This window comes from Streptomyces sp. NPDC059679, from assembly GCF_042734105.1.
In the GTDB taxonomy this organism is placed as follows: Bacteria; Actinomycetota; Actinomycetes; order Streptomycetales; family Streptomycetaceae; genus Streptomyces.
On record NZ_JBHWES010000024.1, the window covers coordinates 89,950 to 116,499 of the forward strand.

Sequence of the window (26,550 nt, forward strand, 5' to 3'; positions counted from 1 at the left end):
GATGACCGCTCGCCGTCCGTGTCCGCCTGCGCCGGGGCCATTGGAGGACTACGCGGCCCGGTTCGACGACCTCTTCTTCAGCCTGGCCCAGCGGCGAGGGTTTCGCGAGTACCTGGCCGGACTGCTGGCACCGCGGGAGCGGAACAAGACGATCACCTGCCTGGCAGGGGCGGAACCGGTGGCGGGTGCGGGGACGCCGGGGGTGCAGCGGCTGCAGTTCTTCCTGTCCGAGTCGCCCTGGGAGGCTGAGCTGGTCAACGACCGGCGGCTCGAGCTGCTGCGTGAGGAGACGGCGACGGCTCCGCACGACGGCGGGGTCATCGTGGTCGACGATTCCGGGGACCGCAAGGACGGCACGGCGACCGCGCACGTGGGCCGGCAGTGGCTGGGCCGTTTGGGCAAGACCGACAACGGCATCGTCACGGTGACCACGGTGTGGACCGACGGCCGCGTGTACTACCCGCTGCACGCGACTCCCTACACCCCAGCCCACCACTTCGCCCGCGGCCGCTCCGACCCGGCCTTCCGCACCAAACCGCAGCTGGCCGCTGCCCTCGCGGCCCGCGGGAAGGCTGCGGGCTTCGGCTGCCGGGCGGTGGTCGCCGACTGCGCCTACTCCGTCAGCGATGACTGGTACCTCGCACTGCGCGAGGTCGGCCTGGCCTACGTGGTCGCCCTCAAGCCGCACCGCGGCACCTGGGCTCCGGCCGACCAGCCACACACCCCGATCGAAGCCGCCCACGCCCTGACCTGGCGCAATGCCAAGCGTCCAGGCGACTGGACACCCGTGGAGCGTCATTTCCGCGACGGGCACACCGAGACCTGGTGGGCCGCTGATGCCTACCTGGGCGGCTACGGACCCGACTCACCCTGCCGGCTGGTCGTGGCCACCACCGACCCAGCCAGCCTGCCGGAGAAGGCCACCTGGTACCTGACTACCAACCTGCCTCACCTCGACGCACCCCATGCCATCACCGGCCCGCACCCGCCGGCCGACCTGGCCGAGATCATCCGCCTCTACGGACTGCGGCCGTGGATCGAGCAGAGCTACAAGCAGGTCAAGGACGAACTCGGCTGGGCCGACTTCCAAGTCCGCTCCGACCGCGCCATCCGCCGCCACCAGACCCTGGTCAACTGCGCCTTCTCCTTCTGCTGGGACCAATGGTTCGCCCCACCCGGCCCCCTGGATGCCACCGCGCCGGACCCGTGCCCCGACGAGGGGCCAGAGAGGGGGACCGGCCCCGTCCCACCAGCCCCAACAGCCCTGCTGGCCCAGGGCCTTACGAGCCATCCGTTCCTGGCTCACCCCCGCCGTCACCCTCAACCGATGGTGGCGAGCCTGGACGGACACGGACCCACCCTCCGAGCTCCAGGCCCTGATCGATGCGGTCACCACCGGACACGGCATTGACCTCTACCTCCGGATTTAACGAACTACCGGTAAGCCTTGATCCACCGACCAGTCCGTTGCGGATAACGCCCGGGGAAACGAGGAAGTGCCTTGTGACCTGCGATGATGGGAGTTCTTGAGGCTTCCGGCACGCACGATCAGCAAGGCACTTCCGAGATGCAAGTTTCCCACACCCCTGCGAGGGTCTTCGCTGCGTTCGATGGCCCGAATCTCATCGCGCATGCCGGGCTGGTGCCGGTGATGAGGCTGGCCGAACGGTGCGGGCTTTCGCGCCTGGTGTCGGACAAGGTGAAGTTGACCGGGGCGGCAAACGGTGCGGGGGCGGCGGCGGACGCCAAGGTCGACAGCATCGTGGGCGGTATGGCCGCAGGGGCGGACAGCATCGATGACCTGGACATGCTGCGCCACGGTGCAATGCCGACCGTGTTCCGGGATGTCCGTGCCCCGTCCACTCTGGGCACCTTCCTGCGCACGTTCACCCACGGTCACGCCCTCCAACTGCACGCCGTGCACCGGAAGTTCCTCGGCGCGCTGACCGCGCACACCCCGCTGCTGCCCGGCTCGGGCGAGAAGGCGTTCATCGACGTCGACTCCACCCACAAACGCGTCTACGGCCGCACCAGCAGGGCGCCGAATACGGCCGGTTCAAGGGCATCCGCACCCTGCAACCCCCTGCTCGTCACGATCTGCACCCCAGGCCGGTGATTGCCACCGTGCGGATGCGCCGAGGCAAGGCCGCCGACTCCCGCGGCGCCCCGAAATTCGCAGCCGAGGCCCTGGCCACCGCCGTCGAGGCCGGCTGCACCGGCCTGCGCATCCTGCGCGCGGACTCCCAGTTCTACAACGCCGGGGTCACTGCCGCGTGCCGCCGAGGCGGCGCCCACTTCTCCATCACCACCGGCCTGAACCCCTCCATCAAACGGGCCATTCACAGCATCCCCGACACCGCGTGGCAGCAGATCACCTATCCCACCTCAGTGCCCGACCCTGAGACCGGCGAACTCATCTCAGACGCCGAAGTCGCCGAGATACCCGCCTACACCGCCTTCGCCAGCCGGAGGAAAACGGAGCGGGTCACGGCCCGCCTCATCGTGCGCCGGGTCCGCGACCTGGCCAAACCGCCCACTGTCGGCGAGCAGGGCGAACTGTTCCCCGTCTGGCGCTACCACCCGTTCTTCACCGACAACCCCGCCCCACCCTCCAGGCGGAACGGGAACACCGCCACCACGCCGCCGTCGAGCAGGTCATCGCCGACAGCAAAGCCTCCGCCCTGGCCCACCTGCCCTCGGCGCACTTCCACGCCAACGCCGCCTGGCTGACCCTGTGGGCGATGGCCTACAACCTGCTGCGGGCGACCCGGAGCACTGGCCTCTGCCTTCCACGCCAAGGCCACCACCGCGACCCTGCGTGCTCACCTCGTTAGTGTCCCTGCCCGAATCGCCCGCTCAGCCCGGTGCCTCACCCTGCACCTACCGCAGCGATGGCCCTGGCAAGACGCGTGGACCCGGCTGTTCGCCACCTTCCACGCGCCGCCCGAGGCACCCTGACGTCACTGACCACCCCGCCCGCCAGGGCCCGACCGGAGCCGAATCGTGGAAAAGCCGAGCAGACCGGCAAATACCCTCTGCCCGCGTCCAATCACAGCCCCAACACCCGACCCTCGAAGCCTCAAAGAATCACTTCAGAAACGGGCCGGTGGATCGAGGCTAAGGAGCGTCCGGGAGGACGTCCCCGGCCGTGCCCGGATCTGGTCGGGGTCGTTGCTGTACAACGCCGACGGCTCCGAGCTGCGCACGGGCGTCGACGTGGAGAGCGTCGCCGCACGGGTGGCTGCAGAGGTGCTGCATGCAGCACCGTCCCGACCTCTGGCTCTACGCCGGACAGCGCGGCCTGAAGGTCGAGGCGTACCGCAAGGGGCGCGCCCGCCCGGACGCCGTGCTGGCGCCTGACGGGCGCTTCGCGGGAGATGGTGAGGTCCGACCCAGATGGGGTCCTGATGACCGTCGAGGTTACGTCGTACGACTGGGACACCGACCGCCGCGACCGCCAGGAGAAGCCGGCCGCCTACGCGGCCGCGGGCATCCCCGTCTGCCTTCTCGTGAATCGCGACGCCTGCGCGATCATCGTCCACGCCAACCCCGACCCGAAGAGCGGCTGCTACCTCGACACCCACCGGGCCCCCTCCCCTGGCTAGGGCGACGTTCAGCGGCCCCACCAAGGCGACTTGAAATGGCTCCAGCGGGAGGGGCGTTCGGGGGCACTGAGGGGTAGTGGCGAGGCGAAGTGGCCCCACCCTGGCTCTTGCGGTGGAACGGTGGATGTGATCCGCCGAGGGTGGGTGCTGTGGATGTCCTTGTCCAAACAGGAGCTGTTCGACCGAATCCGCCGGGACAGCTGGCAACAGCAGCTGTCGATCCGGGCGTTGTCGCGCAAGTACGGCGTCCACCGGCGTCTGGTGCGGGAGGCACTGGCCTCGCCGGTGCCCAAGCCACGCAAGCAGCCGACGCGGGTCTCGCCGCGGATGGAGCCGTACAAGAAGACGGTCGACGACTGGCTGCGGGCCGATCTGGAGGCGCCGCGCAAGCAGCGCCACACCGCGAAACGGATCGGTACGCGACTGGAAGAGGAGTTCGGGGTCACGCTCCCGTACACCACAGTGCGTGACTTCGTCACCGCCCGCCGCCGCGCGATCGCCGAAGAGGGCGGAGTGCCGGCCGAGGGCTACCTGGTCCGGCACAACGCTCCCGGGGCGGATGCCGAGGTGGACTTCGGGGAGGTGTGGGTCGACCTGGCCGGGCAGCGGGTGAAGTGCTACCTGTTCGCGTTCCGCCTGGCCTACTCGGGCCGGGCCGTGCACCGGATCTCCCGCTCCTGCGGGCAACAGGCGTTCTTCGAAGGACACGTGCACGCGCTGTCCGCGCTGGGCGGGGTGCCGGCCGGGCAGGTGCGCTATGACAACCTCACGCCGGCCGTCCGCAAGGTGATCTTCCGCAGCCGACTGCGGGAGGAGAACCCGAAGTGGACCGCACTGCGCGAGTTCTACGGGTTCAGTCCATTCTACTGCGAGCCGGGACTGCGCGGCGCCCACGAGAAGGGCGGAGTGGAAGGCCAGGTCGGCTACTTCCGGCGCAACTACCTCACCCCGGTCCCGCGAGTGGCGACGCTGGAGGACCTCAACCGGCAGATCACCGTCTTCGAGGAGCGCGAGCTGGAGCGTCGTATCGGCTCACGGATCCGCACGATCGGCCAGGACTTCGCCCGGGAGGCGCCGCACCTGCTTCCCTTGCCGCCGGAGCCGTTCGAGACGGCGATGACCTTCCAGCCCAGGGTCGACCGCTACAGCCGGATCACGGTGAAGATGTGCTCGTACTCCGTCCCGGTCCGTTTCATCGACCGAAAGGTCACCGTCCACCTGACCGGCGACACGCTCGTCGTATTCGACGGCCGCCGTGAGATCGCCCGCCATGCCCGGCTCGCGGGCCGCGGCCTGGAGCACCTGGTCCTGGACCACTATCTGGAGGTGCTGCAGCGTAAACCCGGTGCTCTGGACCGGTCCGAGGCGTTGCACCAAGCTCGCGCCGAGGGCACCTTCACCGCCGAGCACGAAGCGTTCTGGGCCATGGCCAAGCAGCAGCTCGGCGAGGTCGAAGGAACGAAAGCCCTGGTCAGGGTCCTTCTCCTGCATCGGCACCAGCGACACGCCGACGTGCTCGCGGGCCTGCGGGCCGCCGTCGAGCTGGGCAGCTGCAGCGACGACGTGGTCGCCCTGGAGGCCCGCAAGGCCGCCCAGATCGCCAGCCGGACCCCCACGGTCACCGCAGCACCGGCGCCGTCCGATCAGCCGGGGCCGCTTGACCCGCAGCTGCCGCAGGTCAGCCACCTCGCTCCGCGCCGCCTGGCCAGGCCCCTGCCCGAAGACGCCCGCCCGCTGCCCCGCCTGGAGCAGTGGGACGAACTGCTCCAGCTTCGCCGGAAGGATTCGCCATGACTGCCGTTCATCACGCGCTGACCGCCCAGGCGTCCGACGCCGCGATCGACACCGCCTGCCGGATGCTGCGGCTGCCCACCATGCGGGCGCAGGCCGCCGATACCATCGCCCGCGCCGAACGCGAAGGGCTCTCCTACGCCGGGTTCCTTGCCGAACTGCTGATGGCCGAGTGCGAGGACCGCGACCGCCGCCGCGCCGAACGCCGCATCCGAGCTGCTCACTTCCCTCGCGAGAAGTCCCTGCGCGACTTCGACTACAGCGCCAACCCCAACGTCGACCCGGCCGTCATCCACAACCTCGCCACCTGCGACTGGATCACCAAGGGCCACCCGCTGTGTCTGATCGGCGATTCCGGCACCGGCAAGTCCCACCTGCTGATCGGCCTGGGCACCTCAGCCGCCATGGCTGGCTACCGTGTCCGCTACACCACAGCAGCCAGCCTGGTGAACGAGCTCGTCGAGGCCGCTGACGACAAACAACTCGGCAAGACCATCGCCCGCTACGGACGCGTCGACCTTTTGGAGATCGACGAACTCGGCTATCTCGAACTCGACCGCCGCGGCGCCGAGATGCTCTTCCAGGTCCTCACCGAACGTGAGGAGAAGAACAGCATCGCCATCGCCTCCAACGAGGCGTTCACCAAAGCGCACACGTTCCGGCGAACTCGTGCGAGGTGCTGCCGAAGCTGGACGGGTTCAATGCGACGGGAGGGTGCCCTTGGAGAGCTGGTCAGAAGTGGGTGGCGATGCCGAATGCCTGTCGAAGTTGGGCCATGTCGTGACGGTCGCGATCAGCCGGTTCGTAGCCCTGGTGGAAGTAGACCTGCTGCTCCGGCGACAGGCATGGGACGGCGGTCGTCAGGATCGTGCCGGTGACGAAGCACGAGGCGGGATAGAAGAACGGGTGCTCAGGCTCTGTGGACGCCTGCAGGGCGGATCCGTCCTGAGCAAAGATCAGAGGATGTAGATCGATCTCCCGGCGATGGGGATCGGTGAGGACGAAACGCACGGGGCGCCAGTCGAGGGTCTCGGTGAATCCGGCATCCGCGAGAGCCGCCAAGACGGCCAGTTCCTGGCTCTTGCGGTGCATCAGGTCCAGGTCGCGGTGCTGGCGGGTTTGCTGACCGACCAGGGCATCGATGCCCCAGCCACCGCCGATCCAGATGTCGACGTCCGCATTCCGCAGCACGGCAAGGATGGACAGTACGTCGTCGGCCGTCATCACCCGCGCAGGCTAGCGTTGATCATCGGGGTGGGCGAGTGGATTTGCCGTCGTGCGGGAGGCCAGTTCCGCTTCCCGATCGACGTGGTCGGCGAGATAGATCAGGGTGGCTTGCGGGTCCATGCCGAAGGCGGCGGCGACGAGCTTGGGGTCCATGGTGTTCACCAGGTCGACGAGGCGGGTGCTGCGGATCATTCGGGGCGGGTATCCGCAGTCGTCAAGAACGTGGGAAACACAGGCAGTTGAGGCCGGGCTCCGCCCGGCCTTGGTTCCTTTGGTGACCATCACATGCGGGTTGGCCGTCGGCCACTTCGCGCGGTGGTCCAGGCAGCGTTCCAGCACGGTCCAGGAGGCGGGATCCAGCGGGACGGGATGGGGTCGCTTGCCGAGCCGGACGGTCTGGGCCGCCGCGTCGATGTCGGTGATCTGCAAGGTCCGGACCTCGGCGCTGGACGCTCCATGCAGCAGAGCGAGCATGCCGAGCAGAGCCTCGTGGGGGTGAACGTGATCGTCGGTCGTCCATCGACGGAAGAGCTCGCGCTGCTGGCCGAGGGTAAGGGTGCGGCCGCGGGAGCCGTTGCGTTCCTTCACGATCAGAGTTCGGGTCGGGTCGATCAGCACGATGCGCTGGGAGCGAGCGAAGCGGAAGAACTGCCGCAGCACCACCAGCCGGCGCTTGCGGGCCTTGGGCGAGGTGGCCAGGAAGATTTCGATGTCGTCCACGTCGACCAGAGCCCAGCCGTCCTTGCCGCGGTGCTCGGTGAGGAAGCGGGCCAAGTCCCGCAGGATGGACAGGGCGGTTGCCAGGGTGTGGTTGCTGCGAGGTGCCGGCCCGGCGGGCCCGGTCCTGGGCCCGCATGCGGGAGGCGTCGAAGGCGGCAACGGCTCGCCTGAGGGGGCTGGGGACGGCATCGATGCGGCGCTTGCGCCGCCCGGCGGCGAGCCGTTCGGCCTGATCGGTGGGCAGTGCCAGGCCGCGATGGGTGAAGAAGTCCTCAAGTGCGCGGGCGAAGGTGCCCATCGATCGTCCTGGTCGTCGGGACCGTTCCAGAAGTGCCTGGGGCGAGTTGGAGTGCTCGTCCTGCAGGAGGCGGCCGAGGCCGGTGATCAGGCCGCAGGCCCGGGAGACGCAGAAACGGGATGCCCGACGAAGTCGTCCAGCCACGTCGGCGGGTCGGCGAGTTGGTCGCGGAGGTGTTCGCCGCGGATGAAGGGTCGGCCCGGATGTTTCTGCCAGCAGGCTGAGCACAAGCCCAGACCGGCATGCCGTCGCAGTTGCCCGCACTCGCGGCAGGTCCGCGGGGGCTGCTTACTCTGTCGGGGCCGGGAGCAATGTCCGCACCAGCCCGTCTCCTCACGGACATATCCCCGCTTGCCGCAGCGAGGGCAGGGCCGCTGGTCGGCGAGCCGGTCGGCCTTTCGCCGGCAGACTCCGCAGAGCCGGTTGTCGGCCGCACGAACGGGTTGGCCGCACTGGTCGCAGACGCGCGAGCAGGTGGTGTCACCGGTCGGTGTCCTCCTGGAGGACCCGGTCCTTGCCGCAGGACGGACACACCGCCTTCGCTGCCTGTTCTGTCATCCGGCGCCAGCACCGGCAGCAGTGTTGGCGGTCGCGATAGCCGACTGGCCCGCCGCAGGTGACGCAGTCCCGCTGTTTCTTGCTCATGAAGATGTCCGCAGGTCACAGAGGCGGCATCGACCGGCCGCGGGAGGAGCCGGCGACCTTCGGGACGTCGGCGACGGGCCGGGGCGGAGCCACAGGCCGCTCGACGGGGGTGGTGTCGATCTCGATCAGGTCGTTGGGGGTGCACTCCAGCGCGGTGCACAAGGCGGCCAGGGTGGTCATCTTCACCTGCGAGGGTTCCTTGGTGAACAGCGCGGACACCGACGCCGAGGAGAGCTCCAGGCCGGCCTTCTCGGCCAGCAGCCGCCGCAACTCAGTCCCGGTCCGCACCTCGCGCTGGGCAGCGGCCATCCGCAGCCGCCATCGGATCTTCATGCCGTGGTGTCCTTCCCGGTCAGCTCGGCCAGAGTGCCGGCGACCGCCCGCTGATAAGCGTCCTCGATGAACGTCACGGAGGGCTGGACATAACGCATCGTTGAACTGACCGTCCAGTGACCGAGCATCTGCTGGATCGCCACCAGGTCGACGCCGCGTTCGTAGTTGTGGGTCGCGCAGGCCCTCCGCAGGGCATGCGGGCTGAACCGCTCCGAGGCCGACCGCCCTTCGAGCTCCATGAGATAGCGAAGCCGGTTGCGGATCGTTCCGCGATGCAGGGCTCCGCCTGACTCGTCGGCGAACAGCACAGGAGAGTCGGGGAACTTGGGGCGCACGTCGTCCAGGAACCATCGCAGTACCAGGTCCAGGCGAGCATGGGCACCCAGCGCGGCCGGGGCCCGGAGGTGTGAGCCCCTTTGCCGAAGCGGACGTGGATCTTGCCGAACGGACCGCGGCTGAAGTGCACATCCGGCTTGTCCAACAGCGATGCCTCCTCCGAGCGGAGGCCGGCGTGATACAGGGTCCGGAACATCGCATAATCCCGGGCGGCGGGCCCGTACTTCCTTGCGGTCGCGATTCGCTGCTTCATGAAGTCGAAGAACTCCGCCACCCGTTCCGGTGTCGGCGGCGGCACGAGGGCCGGGGAGTCGTCGCCGACATGCCGGGAGGCGTTGAACTCGTCGACCGGGCAGACCAGCCGGACGCCGAACGCTGCCTCGATCTCGGCGGCCTTGCGGGCCTGCAGGAACCGGTGGAAGCCCTTGAAGATCTGGACGTACTCGCGCCGGGTCGACGTCGCCCGGCCCTTCACCGCGAGGTCGCCGACCACCCGGTCGATGTCCTCCGGCGTCACCTCCCACGCGGGTCGGCCCAGGGCGGCGAGGGTCCGCTCCAGCAGGCCGATGTCGTTGTCGATGGTCACCGGGCTGAACCCGCGGGCCCGCCAGGAGGCGACGAACGCGTCGACGCATGCGGTTTGGAACTGCCACGGGTCCGTGGCCTGCGGTTCCTGCGTGACGGACCGGCCCGCGATGACCTGCAGTCTCGCCTCAGCTACCGGCACACCTTCCTCGCACCTGAACAGTCAAGGCAGCACCTTGAAAACCAGGGTGCTACCACGAGAACCAACGAGGACCCCAGGAGCGGGATACGGCCAGGTGGCAGCGGCAACCCATGTGAGGGAACAAGTGCCAGCCCCAGATGGCTGGAGCAAGACCTTTACCGATCCGCGGCTCTGCGCGGCGATCGTGGACCGGCTCACCTTCAACGCCACCCTCATCGAGACCGGCACCGAGTCCTACCGCCTCGCCCGTACCAAAGCTCGCCGGGGCAAGCCAGGCACCCACCCGTCACAATGATGAGGATCCCGGCAATAAACCATGACAGCCCAGGGGACCACCCCGGCTAGGCTACGTGCCGTGCATTCCCACCGGATCATCTGCCCGCCGCCCCGCTCCTGAGCGGGGTGCTGCCTGGGCCCGGCCGACACCTTCGGCCGCGGCCCCAGTTTGGCGTGGTCTGATCCGTGTCGGTGATCCACTGACGCCCCGCTCCGACGTTGCCCTTCATCCACGTCGAAGCCGGAGCCCTTCCATGCCCACAAACTCATCACTCGCCGCTGCCCGCGTCCCGCGGTCCGGCACCGCCCTGCTGATCCTCGCCGGACTCCTTTGGGGCACCGGCGGCCTCGCCGGCTCACTCCTCGCCTCCCATGCCGGACTGCAGCCAGTCGCCGTCGCCGCCTACCGACTGCTCGTCGGCGGAGCACTCATCACTGCCTACGCCGCGGCCGCAGGCCGACTCAAGGCCGTGCCGCGCACGCGCGCGGCGGCGGCCCGGGTAGCTGTCGCCGGCCTACTGCTGGCCGTATTCCAGGCCGCCTACTTCGCGGCGGTAGCGGCTACGTCGGTCGGCTTGGCGACTCTGACCACGATGGTCGCTATCCCCGTCCTGGTCACCATCGGCTCCGCCGCCCTCGACCGACGCCTGCCCACACGCCATGCGGCCGGATCGGTCGTGATCGCTGTCGGCGGGCTGGTGCTGTTGCTCGGTTCCCCCACCAGCACGGGTGGCGACCGCGCTACAGGCGCGGGCTTGGCGCTGATCGCCGCGTTGGGATTCGCCGTACTTACTCTGGACCGCCGGGCGCCGCTGCCCGGCCTGGAACGAACCGCCGTGACCGGGCTGGGATTCCTGGCGGGGGGTGTGCTGCTGTTGCCCGTCGGCCTGGTGGCCGGGATGGAACTGCCAGCCCGGATGGACGTGGTCGGCGCTTTGGTATTCCTCGGGCTGGTGCCCACGGCCGTCGCCTACACCAGTTACTTCGCGGGTTTGCACCGCACCGGTGCAGCCGCCGGGGTCGTCGCAGTCCTCTTGGAACCTCTCACCGCCACGCTGCTTGCGGTGCTTCTCGGCCATGAGCGCCTGGGCGGGGCCCAGATCCTCGGCGCCTTCCTCGTCTTGGCCTCGATCGGGATCCAGCAGGTTCCGGCCAGGACGACCTCCGCATCGTGAACACCGCCGGTTTGTCTGGGGTTGCCTCTCCTGCGAGGCGCTGAGTGGGGTGCTCGGGCGAGTCCGTCGCCCGAGCACCCTGCGGTGAGGAATTCAACGAGTCCTGTCAACGGAGCGGTCCCAATTCAAGCCGCCCCCCGGAGCCATCACAGCACGCCTGACCTTCACTAATCGTCCACGAAATGGGGCCAATTGGAGTCGCCTCCGTGGGGCCGCTGGGCGTCGCCCTGGCCACCCCCTCCCCCTTCGGGGAGCAGGTAGCCCTTCCCGAGCCGGTCGGCATCACGCTCGGCACGGACATCCTGAAGACCTACGTCCACTGACGTCCCCGCCCGACACCGGGACCTCGGTTGGGCACCTGCCACCAGGACAGGCGGCGGATACGCGTTCGCGTATCCGCCGCTGGGACGCAGGCCCGTCGTAACACAAGGCCGCGCGCAAACTACGACAGCATGGCACGCGCCGTCGACAACAGCCGTGCGGCAGTGTCGAGTTCGCCGGGAACCCGCCCCGCTACGCCGGCGTCCCGAGACGGCTGTGGGCGTTTGCCTCGGCGACGCGGGCGCGCAGCAACTCCTCGGAGGGTGTTTCTCCGGCTGCCCGACGCCCGCACGGTGGCCTACGTGGAAAATGCGATCCGGCTGGTTGTCATCCCCACGGCCACAAGACTCCCCACCGGGGCCAGGGTCCGCGCGCAGGTCGTGCTCCTCGCGGCGCGGGGCCGCTCCAACGCACGCATCGCCCGCGGGACCGGCACCCCGGTCCGGCGCCCACGGACGCCAGCCCCTCGCTTCACGGTGGTGGCCACGGCGACGCGGGACGCCGCCGCTCTGTTGTTGAGACGTCGGGGTCCGGGCCTCCTGAGGCGTTCGTCCCGTGGATCAGGGCCTCCTGGTGCTTGGTGCGGGTTCGCACCCCAGCTACCTGGAGGCCCTGCCCTCATGCCGCGGCCACCGGAAGATCACCCGACCGCAGGCTCGGCGGCAGCCTTGATCAGGTAAAGGTGCGGACGGCCCGGACCAGGGCGCTGATCTCCTCCTCGGTGTTGTAGTAGTGGACCGATGCCCTGAGGAGCTCCCTGAGGCCGCGCTCGTCCATGTCCAGGCGGGTGGAGGCCGTGCGCGACACGCTGATGTTGATTCCCTGTTCGGCCAGGGACGACTTCACCCGAGCCGCGTCGCCGCCGTCCACTGTGAATGTGGTGATGCCGCAGCGCTGGACACCCAGATCCCTGGCACGCACGCCGGGGATCTCCGCGAGCTGCCCTCGCAGAGCCTCCGCGAGTGCGGCGACGCGCCTCTGGATCCGTGGCAGACCCCAGGCGAGGGCGTAGTCGATGGCGGCGCCAAGGCCGAGCTGAGCAGCGTAGTTGACCTCCCAGGTCTCGAACCTGCGTGCGTCCGGGCGCATTTCGTATCGGTCACGCGCCGTCCAGGTGGCGGCATGCAGGTCGAGAACCGGCGGGACGAGCTGGTCGAGCACGGCCCTGCGCACATAGAGCAGCCCTGTCCCCCGTGGTCCGCGCAGATACTTGCGGCCGGTCGTGGAGAGCAGGTCGCAGCCGACCTCTTCCACATCGACGACGAGTTGTCCCACCGACTGGCAGGCGTCGATAAGGTACAGAGCCCCCGCCGCACGGGCGATCTTGCCGACCTCGGCCGCGGGATTCACCAGGCCCCCGTTGGTGGGGACATGGGTGACCGAGATGACCCGGACTCGCTCGTCCACTGCTGCCCGCAGGGCGTCGAGCGAGATCTGTCCGTACTCGTCATTGGGGATGACATCGACCTGGACCCCGTACCGCTCGGCGACCTGCAGATACGCGATGAAGTTGCTGCCGTACTCGGCCATGCTGGTGAGGACGCGGTCTCCGCGGCGGAACGGGATGCCGTAGAAAGCCATGTCCCAGGCGCGGGTGGCATTGTCGACGAGTGCGATCTCGTCGCGGTCGCAGCCGAGGAGCCGCGCTGCGGAGTCGTACACCGCCTCGATGTTCTCGGAGGCATGGGCGGCTGCCTCGTAGCCACCCATGTCCGCTTCCAAGTACAGGTGGCGGGTGGCAGCGTCGATGACCTGCTGGGGCATCAGTGCGGCGCCCGCGTTGTTGAAGTGCGCCACCTTGGTGCACCCCGGGGTGTCGGCGCGCGCCCGGGCGACGTCCTCCGGCGAGTAGTCCCTGTACAACGCCGCCTGCCCTGCGCTTTGTGTCGCCGTCAACTCGCTTGCTCCCACCGTGCCGGCTTCTGTGGCCTTTCCTCCCCGGTCTCCGGACCAGGCACATCGTGCGCGACGAGGCGCAGGAACGCCTTCGCGCGAGGGTGGACCGGATGGTTCAGAAAATCTTGTGGCGGCCCGGATTCGAGGACGATGCCGCCGTCCATGAAGACGACCCGGTCGGCCACCTCCCGGGCGAACTCCACTTCGTGTGTGACGACGACCATGGTCATGCCGTCGTGTGCGAGTTCGCGCATCACTTCCAGGACCTCCGCGTGCAGCTCGGGGTCGAGTGCCGAGGTCGGCTCGTCGAAGAGGACGACCTCCGGTTCCATGGCCAGCGCACGTGCGATGGCGACCCGCTGCTTCTGGCCCCCGGACAGCCGTGAGGGGTACTCGGCCGCCTTGTCGGCGAGGCCGACCCGGTCGAGCAGTTCCCTGCCCAGTGCCACGGCGGCGTCCTTGGGCATGCGCCGCACGCAGAGCGGTCCTTCGACGACGTTGCCCAGGGCGGTCATGTGCGGGAACAGGTTGAACTGCTGAAACACCATTGCTGTACGGTGCCGGATCATCCGCACCTGCCGGATGCGCTCCTGCCTGCGCATCGCGCCGCCGCATTCCACGGAGCAGCCGCAGATGGCCACCGTGCCGGCGTCGGGCTCCTCCAGCAGGTTCATGCAGCGGATGAGCGTGGTCTTGCCGGAGCCCGAGGGCCCCATCACCACGACCACCTCCCCGCGGGCCACGGTGAGATCGACGCCCTTCAGCACCTCGAGCGAGCCGAACCGCTTGTGCAGGCCGCGTATGTCTATCTGGTCTGTCTGGTTCATGCGTACGCCTTCCCCAACCGGCGCTCCAGAGCGCCCTGCCCCACCGACAGGAGGGTGTTGATCAGCCAATAAGCGGCACCTGCCACGAGAAGGGCCTCCATGTAGCGGAACGTCGAGCTGCCGATGCTTTCCGCAACCCTGGTGAGTTCGACGACGGTGACCGCGGAGGCCAGCGAGGTGTCCTTCATCAGCGCGATGAACCGACTGCCGATCGGAGGCATGGCGACCCGCACCGCCTGCGGCGCGACGATCCGCCGGAGCATCTTCCAGTACGGCATGCCCATGGAGTGGGCCGCCTCCCACTGTCCGCGGTCGACGGCGATGATGCCGGCGCGGAAGTTCTCACTGAGGTAGGCGGCGGCGTACACCGTGAGCGCGAGAATCGCCGACGGGATCGGCTCGATCATGATGCCGATCTGCGGGAGACCGTAGTAGACCAGCATGATCTGGATCAGCAGCGGTGTCCCCCGGAACAGCGACACGTAGACGATGGCGAGCCCCTTCAGCAGCCTGAACCGGGAGATCCTGGCCAGCCCCACCAGCAGGCCGAGGGCGCATCCGAGGACGAACGACACCACGCCGAGCTCAAGGGTGACGCCCATGGCTCTAAGGAGGTCGGGGAAGTTTTGGACGATGAGGTCCATGATCGGATTCCTCCTCTTCGTCAGCCCGCTTGGTGCGCGGGCAGATTGCGGAGCTCTTCGGCCATGTCGAGGCCGCCGAGCCAGCGGCTCGAGATGGCCGACAGAGTGCCATCGTCGATCATGTCGTTGAGGGCCTTGTCGACCTTCTGCTTGAAGTCCTTCTGGCCTTTACGGAACGACATGCCGTTGACTTCGGTCTCCAGCAACGCTCCTGCGGCATTGACACTGAGGTTGTTCTTGTCGGCGAGATAGGCGCCCTGGAACTTCGAGACGAGTGCCGCGTCGGCCCGGCCCCGCGCGACGTCCGTCAGCGCGAGCGTGGCGTTCTTGTACGTCTTGATCTGCGCGCCCGGGATCTTGGTGCGGGCGTACTCGGCCTGGGTGGTGCCTTCCGTCACCGCGATGCGCTTTCCGCGCAGGGAGGAAAGGCCGGTGAGGGACGTGTTGCCCTTGTCCACGAATACCGAGACGCCGTTGACCTCGTAGGGACGGGAGAAATCGACCTGCTTCTTGCGCTCGGAGGTGATCGTCTGACCCGAGATGACGATGTCGAACCGATTGGCCTGCACACCGCCGATGAAGCTGCCGAAGTCCGACCCGATGAACTCGACCTTGTCGATGCCGAGCCGCTTCGCCAGCTCATGCGCCACGTCGACGTCATAACCGACGGGCTTGTTGTCCTCGAGGAAGTTCCACGGCGGGTTCGCCTCGGTGAGCGCGACTCTCAGGGTGCCCTTCGAGCGCGCCTTGTCGAGGATGTTGCCGGGGGAGTCGGCCGAGCAGCCGGCGGTCAACACCGCGCCGGAGACGAGCAGCGCCGCAAGCCGCCGGCATGGGGAGGAGGTCAGAGTGGTGATCATGATCGCAGTCCTTCGTGCGCAGCAGTCGTGGCCATTACGCGGTGGCATGAAGCCGCCTCGTCCTCGATGACGGGCAGGTCGCGTGTGGGGGTGGGTGGAGGGCTGCGGCTGATCTGAGGGTTAGGGGTGCATCCAGAGGGTGCGCCTTACTGCAGAGGCACGTCAAGTACCTAGGGGGGGTATTTACGCTGGGGTAACAGGGGGCGATTGCTACCTTTCGGCAATTTGTGACATTAGCGCCCCATTGGGGTATTTCCGCGCCAGTGGAGGCAGCTCTGCTGCCAGTCGCGCGACATCATGGTCCGCTGTGCTGCTGCGCCTGGCTACCTCACCGTGACCACACGTTCGCCATTTTGTGCTTATTGCCGATGAGCGACCGGGACAACTCAGGCGGTCGGCCGCCGCCGCGTTGTACCGTTCATTGCTGGCCGACCGCCAGGTGCTGGTCGTCCTGGACAAGAAGATGCCTCAGCGGGACCCGCTTCGGCCCGTATGAGTACTCCGGGGAGGCGGGCGGCAAGACGCGTGCACCGAGTACGGCGTCGGGCGGCCTCCGGCGGGCGCACTGACGTGCCCGCCGGAGGCCGCCCGGCCGTTCGGGGCCCGGACTCGGCCCGCCTTCTTCACGAACAGAGCATCGTCGCAGGTCAGAGCATGCGACGGGTCGGTTTCAAGTCCGGTTCCGGGCACACCCAGACCTTGTTGCCGCACGCTGCGTGCGCATTCGGTCGCCCAACATCTATCGCCCGGGGCCCGCATGGGCCTCGCGCCGCTCGCGCGCGCGTGAACACATCCTCCCTGGACGCTAGCTAGCCTAGGCCGACGGTATTGGACCGCAGCCTTGCGGGCTTGTGGGCGGGCGGACCCCCTTGAGCTTCTGTGGGCCCTGTTTCCTTCATTTCTCGATCCCTCTGTGGATGCTCGGATCCGTACGCGCGTCGGGCTCACCAGAATCACGTGAGGCGAACCCTTTGCCACGGCCGGGCATGTCGGCAGCTACGCCTGCTGCTGTGAGTATTGGGGTTCGGGGTTGGACCAATTCGGACGCACGCGACCGTGCAGGCCAGGAGCTTCTGCTCCTGCACACAAAGGTGCATCAAGGCACTGTACTGTGCAACAATGAATGCGCGAGTATCTGAAGGAGGCGCAGCCGTGCCGTCATCCGACCGTAGAAGGATCCTGCTTGAGCGTGTGCAGACGCAGGGATATCTGAGCGTCAAGGGACTGGCCAGCGAGTTGTGCGTCGATGGCTCGACCATCCGCCGCGACCTCGCCCACCTCGAACGCGCTGGCTTGATCAAGCGCACCCGAGGGGGATTGCTGCCCGCTGACCCCACAGAAGCGATCGACGTGCCTTACAGCGTGCGGCGCGTCGAGCACGAGCCGGTCAAGAAGGCGCTCGCCAAGGCAGCGGCTGATCTGGTCAGTGATGGACAGAGCGTGATTATCGACAGCGGCTCCACTATGTACCACATTGCCTCGGCTCTCCAGGCCCGGCGCAACCTCACCGTGATCACCAACGATCTGATGGTCGGCGTCCGGTCGGCCGGGCACCCCTCGAACCGCTTGCACGTGACCGGCGGCTTCTTGGTCGACACGGTTTACACGCTCGTCGGTCCCGACGCAGTGGGTAGCCTCACCCGTTTGCACGCCGACTGGGCCTTCATCGGAACCGAGGCGGTTCATCCTCATGTCGGCATCACCAACATCAACGTCATCGAAGTCCCAGTCAAGCAAGCCATGCTGGCGGCCGCCGACCGCACTGTGGTGGTAGCCGACCATTCCAAGTTCGGTCGGCGGGCGCTGGCCACCGTCTGTTCTCTCAGTGAAATAACCACACTCTTGACCGATGATGGGCTTCCCGCTGGAGACCGCAGCGCCTACGGGAGCCGCCTGAGGTGCGTCCCAGTCCCATCTGCGGGAGACGATGCCGAGCTCACTCCAGCCTCCAATCCTTAAGCTTGACTCTGTCAGGGAGCTAAGAAGCCGCCTCAACCGAACGTGATCATTTAGTTTCTGCTGGTCAGGCATGGTTTTGCTCGGGGTGAGGGAGGTATGCGGCGTCTTGTGTCCGCTTCATGACCGAGGGGTGCGCGGTGGCGTCGGTGCTGGGAATGCTGGAGGAGCGGGAGGCGGCTGCCCGGGTGCGGGTGGAGGATCTGCGGGAGGAAGCCGCGCGGCTGGCTGAGGTGTTGGAGGCTGCGGAGATCGAGCTGGACCGGCGGGTGATCGCGCGGGAGGAGCTGGTCGAGGCCCTGGCCATGTCCGCCGGTAAGTCAGGCGACCCAGAAACATTCCTCCAAGTTCCTCCCGAGTGAGTCGGGGATACAGCGAAGCGCCTCACGGCGCACAGAAGGCGTAGACCCGGCCCCAGCCTGGGAAGTCCGCGGGCATCGCCCGCCAGGAGATCCCGCCCGCTACCAGGTAGCGGATCGCGTCCAGCAGCTGGCGGTGGCAGTAGCCCTCGGGCCGTCCGCCCCGCCCCTGAAGCCAGGCCGGCACCGGCAGCAACGGCCGGATGGCCGCCCACTCCGCGTCCGTCATGTCCGACGGGTACCGGCGCACCCGATCGGGATGATCAGCCGCGTTGCCGTACGCATGAGCGAGGCAATCGCACGATACGGCGGGTGAGTTGAAGTGGGCGGGTTCGGGCGCGTACAACAACGACAACAGGGCCTCCGGGAACCGCTCGGAATGGGGTCGCACCCCTGAGCTACCAGGAGGCCCCGCCTTCATGCGCGTACGGCCGGAAGATCACCCGAGCAGGAACTCCGTTCGATCCGCAGGTTCCAAGATCGGTTGAGATACGGCTTCTAAGCTTGTCCTACCTTCCAAGCATGGGTCTGAGCTGGTCCTTCGTAAGATCGGCGGGCCCAGGGGTTCCGGGTATGGCTGTGAGCTTGTCGCCGTTGATGGCTCAAAGAACTTGGCCGCCCGGAGCCTCACGACGACTCGACCGCTGATACGAAAATCCCCCGTCTGTGCAGGTCAGGAGCATCCACGTGGCCTCCACGGGCTGGAGGTTGACCTGGTAGCCCAGACGGTTGAGCTGGCTGACCAGGCGGCGGGGGGCGCGGGTCTTGCCGGCGCGTTCGAAGAAGTAGTCGCCGCCAAGGTCGGTGTACTCGATGCCGCGGGTGAACATGTGCCAGATCGAGATGAGGATGGAGTGCTGCAGGGCGACCAGCGCCCTGCGTCGGCCGCGGCGTCCGACCAGGCGTCGGTAGCGGGCGGAGAGGTAGGTGTCCTTGGTGCGGCAGGCGGAGATCGCGGCCTGGCCGAGCACGCCCTTGAGCCCACGGGTCGCCGGGGCGGGTGCGGCCTGACGGGCTCTTGCCCGCGGATTCGTAGTTGCCCGGACACACCCCTGCCCAGGAGGCGAGGTGGCCAGCCGAGGGGAAGCGGCTGATGTCCGCGCCGATCTCGGCGAGGATCACCTCGGCGGTGTGCGCGCTCACCCCCGGGGGATGGTGGCCAGCAGATCGACCTGCCGCTGAAAGGGCCGGGTGTGTTCTTCGATGCGCGCATTGAGGCGCTGTTCCATGGCGGTGGCCTCGTCGATCCGGTTCAGCATCGTCTGGGCCACAAACGCGTGGTGGTCGGTGAAGTAGCCGGTCAGCGCCTCGATCAGGACCTCGCGCCGGGTCCGCAGGTTTGGAGCGACCAGCTCCGCGAGCACCCCCGGATCGCGCTCGCCGCTGATCAGCGCCTTGAGCATCCGGCGTCCGGAGACGCCGAGGAAGTCGGAGACAAAGCAATGGCCGATGGTCACTAAGAGGTCGTCCAGTTCCAGGTCCCACTGCTCGGCAACACGCGCGATGATCACGTGGGGAGGCTGCCCGCACGCTGTCACTACCTGCAGCGCTGTCGCACGATCGAGGGGAGGCCTGCCGAAGGCCACCCCCGACCACTCCGTGGCCCCCCTTATCCCTCGACCAGCGACCTCGCTGACCTGTGCTGTCCCTCGGGCGAGCGTGGACAGCCCATATCCCTGATGGCGCGGTCACGCGGCTTCCGGCCCGCTACATCCATTCCGAAGATTACTTCGCTGCCCTTCCGGGCGAGTGCGCGCCGTTGGCCATCCTGAGCCGTGCAATCTGAAATGCACGGTTTTATTCCTTGACCGCCCACATCCGTGCATGCTCTGCTCGAAGTGTGTCGAGGTATCCACCTGGGCGCCGCAGAACTTCCCTCAAAGGCGGGCCGCTTGGTCGCCGTTGCGTCAACTGCGAAAAAGAAGCTCGCCAAGACGATCGCCGCATTCTCCGAGGAGACCGCGAGACCGGCGGGTCATCGAACTGAGGCGTAATACCCTCACCCCCCCGGAAACGAAGCCAGACCCTGGCTCACTCAGCAAAGTTCCTGATCATTATGATTTCATACACCTCGCGGAAACATACGTTCCGTATTCTTCCCTCGGAAGCAGCGGCCTCCCACGCGCGCCGCGCTGTTCTGGCAAGCGCTTGTTTCTGGGGTCTACCGTCGGGTAGCGATTTGGCCGGCACGGTACAACTCCTTGCCTCCGAGCTGATTACCAACGCAGTGTGCCATGCCGGCAGTACAAGCCGCTGGATCGTTATCACCGTGCAGATCGACGAAGACGGCCGATTCGGGCTCGGCGTTCAGGACGATGACCCGGGCGATCCGCAGGATCGTCACGAACCTGTCAATTCCACCAGTGGCCGAGGTCTGGCAATCGTCAATGCCTTGGTCGCCGAATGCCGTGGCCGGACAACCGTCGAACGCCATCATGACGGCAGCAAGACCGTCTGGGCTTACATCCCGGATATCCACGTGGGCGATGGCAGTCCTGCGGTCACTGTCGCGGCGTCGGCCGCCTGAACACACTCACGCCAGCATCAGAGCTATAACTGGAGCGAAGCAGTGGTTGTGTCGCGCATTCACTGCCCGGTGGCCTGCGAAGGCAGCTTGTACTCGCTGCCAGCCCGCCGCATTGCCCGCCAGTTGGTCGAGGTCCGCGCCACGGACATGGTCTTCGTCCACCCACATGCCCCGCTTGGCCTCACGGCCAAGCGGCGGGGTGGTGGGAGTGGACTTCGGCATGTGGATCTCCGTAGTGATCGGAGACCCAGGTGTCAACGATGATCGTCAGTTTCAGACCGTCACGCGCTCTCTGAGCTCGATCCACAGACATCCGAGCTTCGTAAAAGGTCATCGCTGGAGTATGCCCTCACAAGCCGCGAAGTCGCCCCCGGCGAGCTCGTCCACCATGCCGACCACGGCACGATACACCTCCATAAAGCCCACGACACGCCTGGTCAGAGCAGGGATCCAGGCGTCCATGGGCTCGGTCGGCGACTCGTTCGACAACGCCCTGGCGGAGAACCTGTGGATACTGGTCAAAACCGAGTGCATCCGCGGCCGCGTCTTCGCCACCAGAGCCGAGGCGAACCTCGCCCTCTTCGAGTACATCGACGGCTTCTATAACCCCCGCCGCATCCAGAAACGGCTCGGCTACCTCAGCCCGATCGAGTTCGACGAAAAGCACTACGCCGACCAGGCAGCGGCGAACCAGTGAACCTGAAACCACGTCAACCCGCCCTGACCAGCTAATCAGCCACACCCGCACAGCGGGGGAACCTCACGAGGGTTGGAAACGCCTTGGCCGGATTTACCCCGTGGCAAGGCAGTGATGCAGGCAACCGAGGAGACGGTTGAACAGGTTCCGCATAGCAGCGGTATGCCGGTCTCCGCGGGCTCGGCGACGGTCGTAGTGCTCTTTGACCTGAGGCTGAGGGGAGGGCAGTGCTCCGAAGATCCAGACGTAGCCAGCGGCGGCCAGGCGCTGGTTCTCCACACGTCGGTGGTGCACGGCGTGGCTCTTGCCGCTGGCGACGGTGATCGGGGCGGCTCCGGCGTATGCCTTCAAGGCTCGGGCGTCGCGGAATCGGGTGCGGTCGTCGCCGATCTCGCCGAGGACCCGCGCGCCAGTGAGGGGTCCGATGCCGGGGAAACTGCTGATGATCTGTGCGCCGTGAGGCGCTTCGTTGTATCCCCGACGCAGTTGGGAAGAACTCAGAGGAGGTAGATGCCCGGGCGGTTCAGCGCCTGGCAGACGGTCTACAACCGCTTCATGCGATGGCGGGACGCGGGCATCTTCGAAGCGCTGATGGAAGAAGGCGAATCGCCGAGGCCGCCCGCAGAGACGAGATCGACATGTCTCTGGTCAGCGTGGACTCCACCACGGCGCGGGCGGGAGCTTCGATATGCATCGCCCGGCGGCTGTACTGGCCGGGCCGGTGAACCAGAGTGCGGCCAGCGTGCGAGGCGGCTCCCACTCCTGCCACGGCCGGCGTACGGCGTCGACGCGGGGCCGGGTTGACCGCCTCCAGACAGGGCCGTACAGCGGCGGCCGAGGCGCGCGGTCTCGTCGACTGCGTGGCGACTGCTTGGTAGCCGTCATGGAGGAGCCGATTGTGACATCAACCTTTCACTGCGCCAGCGGCGAGGCCGCCGACGACCCATCGTTGGAACGTGATGGCGAGCAGGACCGGGGGTATAGAAGCGATCAGACCACCCGCCGCGACTAGGCCGAAGTCCGTGCTGTACCGGCCAGCGAAGTCGGCGATCGCGACGGGGATGGTCTTCGCTGCCGAGCTGGAGGTGAAGACCAGGGCGTAGAGGAACTCGTCCCAGGCCAGCAGGAAGGCGAACATCAGGGTGGCGAAGAGCCCGGGGCGGGCGATGGGAAGCATGACGCGCAGCAGGGCGCCCATACGCGAGCATCCGTCGATCCGGGCCGCTTCTTCCAGCTCCGGCGGCACGGAGAGGAAAAAGTTGCTCATGATCCACAACACGAAGGGTGTGACGTACGAGCAGTAGATGATGATCAAGCCGAGCCTGGTGTCGAGGAGTCCGAGTGAACTCATCAGCAGATACAGGGTGATGAGTAGTGCGATCGGCGGCAGCATGTACGTGCCCAGGAACACCATCAGTACCAGTCGGCGCAGCCGGAAGCGCAGCCTTGCGAAGGCGTACGCGCCGAAGACGCCGACTGTCATCGAGATGGCGACCGTACCGCCCGCGACGATCACCGAGTTGAGGATCGACTGGCGGAAGGCACCCGCGACGTCGTCGCCCCTGCCCTGGAAGATCTCGCTGTACCGGGAGAAGCTGGGGTGTTCCGGCCACCAGCCGTACGGGCGGGCGATGAGGTCGGCGGGCTGGGAGATGCTGGCGACGGCCATCCAGGCGAAGGGGGCGAGGATGACGATGGCGACAGCGAGCGCCGCGAGATGGATGAGGATCCGGTGGGTTCGGCTCGGGTTCACAGCAGGCTCATCTCTGTTCGGCGGAGCATCCGCAGATAGATCGCCGTCAGCGCCAGAATGCAGACGACGATGACGTCGGCCAGCGCCGATCCGTAGCCGAGTCGCTGGTCGGAAAACGCCTGGGCATAGGCGAAGAAGGCGATGGTCTGGGTGCCGTTGGCGGGTCCTCCGCCGGTGAGGACATACACCAGGTCGAAGACCTTGAATGCCTCGATGGTGCGCAGGATGAGCACGATCGACACGCTCGGAAGGAGCAGCGGCAGGGTGATCGAGCGGAAGCTGCGCAGCCACCCGGCTCCGTCCACGCGGGCGCTCTCGTAGAGCTCGGCTGGGATGGTCTGCAGGCCGGCGAGGAGGAAGAACGCCACCAGGGAGGTGTTCTTCCAGACGTCGGCGACGACAAGCATGTTGAGGGCGGCGAAAGGAGTGCCGAGCCAGGACTTGTATTCGTGGAGCAGACCCAACTGGGTCAGCAGCGCGTTGAGCGACCCGTACTGGGCGTTCAGCACTCCGCGCCACATCGCGCCGTTGACGACGGTGGGCAGCGCCCAGGGCAGGACGACCACGGCGCGGAAGAGCCACCGCATCCGCAGCCGTGCGTTGAGCAGCAGGGCCAGCCCCAGGCCGAAGGTCAGTTCCAGGCCGGTGGAGACGACCGTGAAGTACAGGGTGCGCCAGATCGTGGACCAGAACTGGGCGTCGCCCGCGATGTCGAGATAGTTGCGCAGCCCGACGAACGGCGTGGATGTCGCAACCGTGCTGTTGACCTCGAAGAAGGAAATGAGGATGGTGCGCAAGACCGGGTAGATCACCACGCCGAAGACGACCAGAGCGGCCGGCAGCAACAGCACTGCGGCCAGCCGCCCTTGTCCGCGGTCGAGCACGGCGGCGGCAGGGAGGACGGACCGCCGTCGGAGAACGCGTCGTGGTCGTTTCCGCGCTGCCCTGGCGGATGGAGGTCGAACACTGGTCATCGAAGGCTCCAGCTCAGCTCGTCAGCAGGGGGGTCGCCGTCTTGACCGCATCATCGAGAGCGGCCTGCGGAGACTTCATGCCGAGCAGGGCTTTCTGCAGCTCCGCCTGGATGGCCTTCGACACCCCGTTGTAATTGGCGACCTGCGGACGTGCGATGAGGTCGTCGAGCTGCTCGGCCGCGACGGCGAAGGTCTCGGGTGCACCCCTGGTGACCGACGGCTTGTGATAGGACTGCGCCCAGATCGGCAGGGCACCGGCGGCATACGGATCCACCTGGTCCTCACCGGCCATCCATTTCACATAGGTCCAGGCGGCGTCCTGGTTCTTGCTCCCGGACGATATGGACAGCGCCATCGAGCCGTTGACGCCCGGCCGCTTCCCGCCGGGCCCGGCGGGGGTACGCTGGATCGCGATGTCGCCGACGACGACAGAGTTCTTCGCGTCGTTCGACGAGGCGAGATAGTAGGTCCAGTTCAGGCACATGGCCGCCTGCCCGTTGTTCATGGTCCTCTCCACGTCGCCCTCCAGGAACGTGGTGGAGGCCGGGTTGGTCAGGCCGTCGCTGACGGTCTTCCGCATCCACTCCAAAGCGGTCACCGCACCACCCTTGTTCAGGATGAGATTGCCGGAGGAGTCCGTGAAGTTGCCGCCGAAGGCCCCTACGAGCTGGGCATAGTCGCACATGAGCGCCTCGGCCTGAGTCCAGCTCCAGGCCAGCGGGTACTTCACGACCCCCTTGGCCTTAACCTTCCGGGCGGCCTCCAGCACGCCGTCCCAGGCGTCCAGCGACTTGGTGTCGACTCCCGCCTTGGCCAGCATGGCCTTGTTGGCGTAGAAGAACTTGGTGTCCATGCCCCACGGAACGCCGTAGTACTTTCCGCGATACTCGGCGGTGCCCAGGGCGCCGCCGAGGGTTTCCTTCCGCCAGCTCCCCGGAAAGCGGCTGGTGAGGTCGGTGGCGATCTGCTTGGTGGCAAACTCCGATGGCCAAATGCAGTCAATGACCACGACGTCGTACGTTCCGGCCGCCGCCGCTGTGACGATCTTGTCATGCAGGGCTTCGTAGGTCACAAAGGTCGGTACGACGTTGATGTCGGGGTGTGCCTTCTCGAAGGCGGCGGTCATTGCGCGGACGTTGTCCGCGCTGTAGCCGGCCTGCTGTATGAACAGCGGGTGCAGGGTTCCACTGCCGCTGCCCTTGCCGCCAGCGTGCGTGTTTCCGGTGACGCTACAGCCGGGAAGCGCGAGCGCGGCGCCTGCGGCGAGACCTGAGGCGAGCAGCCCACGGCGGGACACCGCGGCTGCGGTGGCCCGGGCGCCGGGGCTGTCGGTGACGAAGCACCGGGGTGGCCTGATCATGGGTTGACCTCCTGATCCGCGCAGTTGCGAGAGGACGGGACGGATGGGGAAAGCGTGAGAGCCGTTGGGAGCGTGGGCCGGGCGGCAGGGGCCGGACCGGCGGCGAGTGCAAGAGCGCCCAGCACGGGGGGCCGGTCGAGGATGCGGATGTCGAGATGCGGGTGGTTGCGGCGTACTGCGTTGACGAACGCCTCGCGCAGTCGGTGCTGTGCGCGGATCACGGTGCCTCCGGCGACCAGGTGGGCGCGCACGATGCCCCGAGCCGCAAGCTGGTCCACGAGAGAGGCGAGTTGCTCGGCGCCTTCCTCGATGACTGCGGCAGCCATTGCGGAGCCCTCCTCTGCGGCAGCGAAGACGGCGGGGGCCCGGGATCCCCATGACTCGGCGGAGTTGTCCGCCGACATGAGGGGACTGAGATCCGCTGGCGTCGCAGCACCGAAGGCACGCAGCAGGTGCTCGCTCAGTTCGTCGAGCGGTGCGCCGCAGTCCACAGCTCCGAGCACTGCGCGTGCCGCCTCCCGAACCAGGCCGGCGGCACTTCCCTCGTCACCGAGCAACCATCCCCAGCCGCCCGCGGTGACGAGGCGGTGTTCCGCGTCCCTCGCGGTCGCGATGGATCCGGTGCCGCATACCACCCCGATGCTGTTGGCGACGCCCATTGCAGGAGGCATGAGTTCAGCGTCGTTGACCACCTGGAGTGGGCCGGTGAAGTGGTCACCGAGGGCGGCGGCGAAGGCGTCGCACTGCTCGGTGGTGTCGCATCCGTTGGCTCCAACGACGGTCGGCCAGGACAGCGCGCCATTCCCCAGCCACTTCCGGGTGAGCTCTCGCAGTCCCACCGCGTCGCGCTCGGCGGAGCCGCTTCGCCAGGAGGCAGTGCGCACGATGTGCTCCGCCGTGGTCCCCGAGCCGTCGGCGCCCACCGCGAGATGCGTCTTGGTGCCGCCGATGTCGATTCCCAGGACCGGCGGGTGAGATGGGTGAGATGGCCAATCCCTCATAAGTCAAGGTCACCGAACTTTCAGGGGCAGTGGGGACCGCTGGGCCGAGGAGGGCGCACCATCGCAGACGACGCGACGACAGCAACGACGGATTCTTGAGCCAACGCGAGAAAAAGACGTCACCGAGGACCTCACCGTGGGCACCGAGCCTCCAGTGCCACAGCAGGAAGGTCGGTGGCGTCTGCGCTCGGGCGTGGCGAGTCCAGCATGGAGAGCCCGGCAGACGCGAGCCGGGCATCCTC

General features: G+C 67.4%; 22 protein-coding genes and 8 pseudogenes. 12 read left to right on the forward strand and 18 right to left on the reverse strand.

Features of this window, described 5'->3' with window-relative positions; translation table 11 throughout:
- Positions 1–40: 40 nt before the first annotated feature.
- The 5 genes and pseudogenes from ACFV2X_RS25095 to istB all read left to right on the forward strand — a co-directional run bounded on the left by ACFV2X_RS25095 (position 41) and on the right by istB (position 6,274).
- Positions 41–1,411 carry an IS701 family transposase gene (locus ACFV2X_RS25095; RefSeq protein WP_385620196.1) on the forward strand — a complete coding sequence of 457 codons (1,371 nt, stop codon included), beginning with the start codon at positions 41–43 and terminating at the stop codon, positions 1,409–1,411.
- Between the two features lie 156 nt (positions 1,412–1,567).
- Positions 1,568–2,958: pseudogene (locus ACFV2X_RS25100) on the forward strand (IS1380 family transposase).
- A gap of 298 nt (positions 2,959–3,256) precedes the next feature.
- Positions 3,257–3,584 (forward strand): annotated as a pseudogene (locus ACFV2X_RS25105) (Uma2 family endonuclease); the annotation flags it as partial.
- 174 nt (positions 3,585–3,758) lie between these two features.
- Positions 3,759–5,399, forward strand: a complete 1,641-nt coding sequence (istA, locus tag ACFV2X_RS25110) for an IS21 family transposase (protein ID WP_385620199.1) — start codon at positions 3,759–3,761, stop codon at positions 5,397–5,399.
- A complete protein-coding gene (istB, locus tag ACFV2X_RS25115) occupies positions 5,396–6,274 on the forward strand; it encodes an IS21-like element helper ATPase IstB (protein ID WP_385620202.1) in 879 nt (292 codons plus the stop codon). The genes istA and istB overlap by 4 nt, the downstream gene beginning before the upstream one ends.
- On the opposite strand, the pseudogene ACFV2X_RS25120 reads toward istB, so the two are convergent.
- From ACFV2X_RS25120 to ACFV2X_RS25140, 5 genes and pseudogenes are all read right to left on the reverse strand, one after another.
- A pseudogene (locus ACFV2X_RS25120) lies at positions 6,222–6,620 on the reverse strand (nucleotidyltransferase domain-containing protein); the annotation flags it as partial. The gene istB and the pseudogene ACFV2X_RS25120 sit on opposite strands and share 53 nt — an antisense overlap.
- 12 nt (positions 6,621–6,632) lie before the next feature.
- A complete protein-coding gene (locus ACFV2X_RS25125; RefSeq protein WP_385620205.1) occupies positions 6,633–7,397 on the reverse strand; it encodes a hypothetical protein in 765 nt (254 codons plus the stop codon).
- A gap of 724 nt (positions 7,398–8,121) precedes the next feature.
- Complete coding sequence (locus tag ACFV2X_RS25130) at positions 8,122–8,286, reverse strand: hypothetical protein (RefSeq protein WP_385620207.1); 165 nt, start codon at positions 8,284–8,286, stop codon at positions 8,122–8,124.
- A 15-nt stretch (positions 8,287–8,301) separates the two neighbouring features.
- Positions 8,302–8,619 carry a helix-turn-helix domain-containing protein gene (locus ACFV2X_RS25135; RefSeq protein WP_385620210.1) on the reverse strand — a complete coding sequence of 106 codons (318 nt, stop codon included), beginning with the start codon at positions 8,617–8,619 and terminating at the stop codon, positions 8,302–8,304.
- A gap of 140 nt (positions 8,620–8,759) precedes the next feature.
- A pseudogene (locus ACFV2X_RS25140) lies at positions 8,760–9,590 on the reverse strand (tyrosine-type recombinase/integrase); the annotation flags it as partial.
- Between the two features lie 231 nt (positions 9,591–9,821).
- Between ACFV2X_RS25140 and ACFV2X_RS25145 the strand changes: the two are divergent.
- From ACFV2X_RS25145 to ACFV2X_RS25155, 3 genes and pseudogenes are all read left to right on the forward strand, one after another.
- Positions 9,822–9,977: pseudogene (locus tag ACFV2X_RS25145) on the forward strand (ATP-binding protein); the annotation flags it as partial.
- A gap of 235 nt (positions 9,978–10,212) precedes the next feature.
- Positions 10,213–11,133 carry a DMT family transporter gene (locus ACFV2X_RS25150; protein WP_385620212.1) on the forward strand — a complete coding sequence of 307 codons (921 nt, stop codon included), beginning with the start codon at positions 10,213–10,215 and terminating at the stop codon, positions 11,131–11,133.
- Between the two features lie 182 nt (positions 11,134–11,315).
- Positions 11,316–11,456 carry a hypothetical protein gene (locus ACFV2X_RS25155; protein WP_385620215.1) on the forward strand — a complete coding sequence of 47 codons (141 nt, stop codon included), beginning with the start codon at positions 11,316–11,318 and terminating at the stop codon, positions 11,454–11,456.
- A gap of 670 nt (positions 11,457–12,126) precedes the next feature.
- Here the strand turns inward: ACFV2X_RS25155 and ACFV2X_RS25160 are convergent.
- Genes ACFV2X_RS25160 through ACFV2X_RS25175 form a run of 4 tightly spaced genes read right to left on the reverse strand, consistent with a single transcriptional unit; the run spans position 12,127 to position 15,681 of the window.
- Positions 12,127–13,350, reverse strand: a complete 1,224-nt coding sequence (locus ACFV2X_RS25160; RefSeq protein WP_385620217.1) for an aminotransferase class V-fold PLP-dependent enzyme — start codon at positions 13,348–13,350, stop codon at positions 12,127–12,129.
- Positions 13,347–14,177 (reverse strand): amino acid ABC transporter ATP-binding protein, encoded by an 831-nt coding sequence (locus tag ACFV2X_RS25165; protein ID WP_385620219.1) that lies wholly within the window; start codon positions 14,175–14,177, stop codon positions 13,347–13,349. Before ACFV2X_RS25165 ends, ACFV2X_RS25160 begins: the two co-directional genes overlap by 4 nt.
- A complete protein-coding gene (locus tag ACFV2X_RS25170; protein WP_385620222.1) occupies positions 14,174–14,821 on the reverse strand; it encodes an amino acid ABC transporter permease in 648 nt (215 codons plus the stop codon). Before ACFV2X_RS25170 ends, ACFV2X_RS25165 begins: the two co-directional genes overlap by 4 nt.
- 20 nt (positions 14,822–14,841) lie before the next feature.
- Positions 14,842–15,681: a transporter substrate-binding domain-containing protein gene (locus ACFV2X_RS25175; protein ID WP_385620224.1), complete on the reverse strand. Its 840-nt coding sequence runs from the start codon at positions 15,679–15,681 to the stop codon at positions 14,842–14,844.
- 1,152 nt (positions 15,682–16,833) lie between these two features.
- On the opposite strand from ACFV2X_RS25175, the gene ACFV2X_RS25180 reads away from it, so the two are divergent.
- Together ACFV2X_RS25180 and ACFV2X_RS25185 are read left to right on the forward strand one after the other, a co-directional pair.
- Entirely contained in the window at positions 16,834–17,640 is an 807-nt protein-coding gene (locus ACFV2X_RS25180) for a DeoR/GlpR family DNA-binding transcription regulator (RefSeq protein WP_385620226.1), read from the forward strand.
- 119 nt (positions 17,641–17,759) lie between these two features.
- Positions 17,760–17,999 (forward strand): hypothetical protein, encoded by a 240-nt coding sequence (locus ACFV2X_RS25185; RefSeq protein WP_385620228.1) that lies wholly within the window; start codon positions 17,760–17,762, stop codon positions 17,997–17,999.
- A 28-nt stretch (positions 18,000–18,027) separates the two neighbouring features.
- On the opposite strand, the pseudogene ACFV2X_RS25190 reads toward ACFV2X_RS25185, so the two are convergent.
- The 4 genes and pseudogenes from ACFV2X_RS25190 to ACFV2X_RS25205 all read right to left on the reverse strand — a co-directional run.
- Positions 18,028–18,225 (reverse strand): annotated as a pseudogene (locus tag ACFV2X_RS25190) (transposase); the annotation flags it as partial.
- A 373-nt stretch (positions 18,226–18,598) separates the two neighbouring features.
- Positions 18,599–18,967: a hypothetical protein gene (locus tag ACFV2X_RS25195; protein WP_385620364.1), complete on the reverse strand. Its 369-nt coding sequence runs from the start codon at positions 18,965–18,967 to the stop codon at positions 18,599–18,601.
- A gap of 70 nt (positions 18,968–19,037) precedes the next feature.
- Positions 19,038–19,139, reverse strand: a pseudogene (locus ACFV2X_RS25200) (transposase); the annotation flags it as partial.
- A complete protein-coding gene (locus ACFV2X_RS25205) occupies positions 19,136–19,507 on the reverse strand; it encodes a hypothetical protein (protein WP_385620231.1) in 372 nt (123 codons plus the stop codon). The pseudogene ACFV2X_RS25200 and the gene ACFV2X_RS25205, both read right to left, overlap by 4 nt.
- A 545-nt stretch (positions 19,508–20,052) precedes the next feature.
- Between ACFV2X_RS25205 and ACFV2X_RS25210 the strand changes: the two genes are divergently transcribed.
- Positions 20,053–20,523 (forward strand): ATP-binding protein, encoded by a 471-nt coding sequence (locus tag ACFV2X_RS25210; protein WP_385620234.1) that lies wholly within the window; start codon positions 20,053–20,055, stop codon positions 20,521–20,523.
- A 388-nt stretch (positions 20,524–20,911) separates the two neighbouring features.
- Positions 20,912–21,220, forward strand: a complete 309-nt coding sequence (locus tag ACFV2X_RS25215) for an IS3 family transposase (RefSeq protein WP_385620237.1) — start codon at positions 20,912–20,914, stop codon at positions 21,218–21,220.
- A 93-nt stretch (positions 21,221–21,313) separates the two neighbouring features.
- On the opposite strand, the pseudogene ACFV2X_RS25220 reads toward ACFV2X_RS25215, so the two are convergent.
- The 5 genes and pseudogenes from ACFV2X_RS25220 to ACFV2X_RS25240 all read right to left on the reverse strand — a co-directional run.
- Positions 21,314–21,673 (reverse strand): annotated as a pseudogene (locus ACFV2X_RS25220) (transposase); the annotation flags it as partial.
- A gap of 451 nt (positions 21,674–22,124) precedes the next feature.
- Entirely contained in the window at positions 22,125–22,973 is an 849-nt protein-coding gene (locus tag ACFV2X_RS25225) for a carbohydrate ABC transporter permease (protein ID WP_385620239.1), read from the reverse strand.
- Positions 22,970–23,857, reverse strand: coding sequence for a carbohydrate ABC transporter permease (locus ACFV2X_RS25230; RefSeq protein ID WP_385620242.1), 888 nt, complete (start codon positions 23,855–23,857; stop codon positions 22,970–22,972). The genes ACFV2X_RS25225 and ACFV2X_RS25230 overlap by 4 nt, the downstream gene beginning before the upstream one ends.
- Positions 23,858–23,960: 103 nt before the next feature.
- Positions 23,961–25,307 carry an extracellular solute-binding protein gene (locus tag ACFV2X_RS25235; RefSeq protein ID WP_385620245.1) on the reverse strand — a complete coding sequence of 449 codons (1,347 nt, stop codon included), beginning with the start codon at positions 25,305–25,307 and terminating at the stop codon, positions 23,961–23,963.
- The gene (locus tag ACFV2X_RS25240) at positions 25,304–26,308 is read right to left on the reverse strand and encodes a BadF/BadG/BcrA/BcrD ATPase family protein (RefSeq protein WP_385620248.1); all 1,005 of its coding nucleotides are present in this window, start codon (positions 26,306–26,308) and stop codon (positions 25,304–25,306) included. The genes ACFV2X_RS25235 and ACFV2X_RS25240 overlap by 4 nt, the downstream gene beginning before the upstream one ends.
- Positions 26,309–26,550 lie beyond the last annotated feature (242 nt).

Coding starts and splice junctions, on each gene's coding strand:
- ACFV2X_RS25210 (WP_385620234.1), top strand. CDS start 20,053: ATGATTTCATACACCTCGCGGAAACATACGTTCCGTATTCTTCCCTCG.
- ACFV2X_RS25165 (WP_385620219.1), bottom strand. CDS start 14,177: ATGAACCAGACAGACCAGATAGACATACGCGGCCTGCACAAGCGGTTC.
- istB (WP_385620202.1), top strand. CDS start 5,396: ATGACTGCCGTTCATCACGCGCTGACCGCCCAGGCGTCCGACGCCGCG.
- istA (WP_385620199.1), top strand. CDS start 3,759: ATGTCCTTGTCCAAACAGGAGCTGTTCGACCGAATCCGCCGGGACAGC.
- ACFV2X_RS25235 (WP_385620245.1), bottom strand. CDS start 25,307: ATGATCAGGCCACCCCGGTGCTTCGTCACCGACAGCCCCGGCGCCCGG.
- ACFV2X_RS25130 (WP_385620207.1), bottom strand. CDS start 8,286: ATGAGCAAGAAACAGCGGGACTGCGTCACCTGCGGCGGGCCAGTCGGC.
- ACFV2X_RS25150 (WP_385620212.1), top strand. CDS start 10,213: ATGCCCACAAACTCATCACTCGCCGCTGCCCGCGTCCCGCGGTCCGGC.
- ACFV2X_RS25175 (WP_385620224.1), bottom strand. CDS start 15,681: ATGATCACCACTCTGACCTCCTCCCCATGCCGGCGGCTTGCGGCGCTG.
- ACFV2X_RS25185 (WP_385620228.1), top strand. CDS start 17,760: ATGACCGAGGGGTGCGCGGTGGCGTCGGTGCTGGGAATGCTGGAGGAG.
- ACFV2X_RS25240 (WP_385620248.1), bottom strand. CDS start 26,308: ATGAGGGATTGGCCATCTCACCCATCTCACCCGCCGGTCCTGGGAATC.
- ACFV2X_RS25170 (WP_385620222.1), bottom strand. CDS start 14,821: ATGGACCTCATCGTCCAAAACTTCCCCGACCTCCTTAGAGCCATGGGC.
- ACFV2X_RS25155 (WP_385620215.1), top strand. CDS start 11,316: ATGGGGCCAATTGGAGTCGCCTCCGTGGGGCCGCTGGGCGTCGCCCTG.
- ACFV2X_RS25135 (WP_385620210.1), bottom strand. CDS start 8,619: ATGAAGATCCGATGGCGGCTGCGGATGGCCGCTGCCCAGCGCGAGGTG.
- ACFV2X_RS25215 (WP_385620237.1), top strand. CDS start 20,912: ATGCCGACCACGGCACGATACACCTCCATAAAGCCCACGACACGCCTG.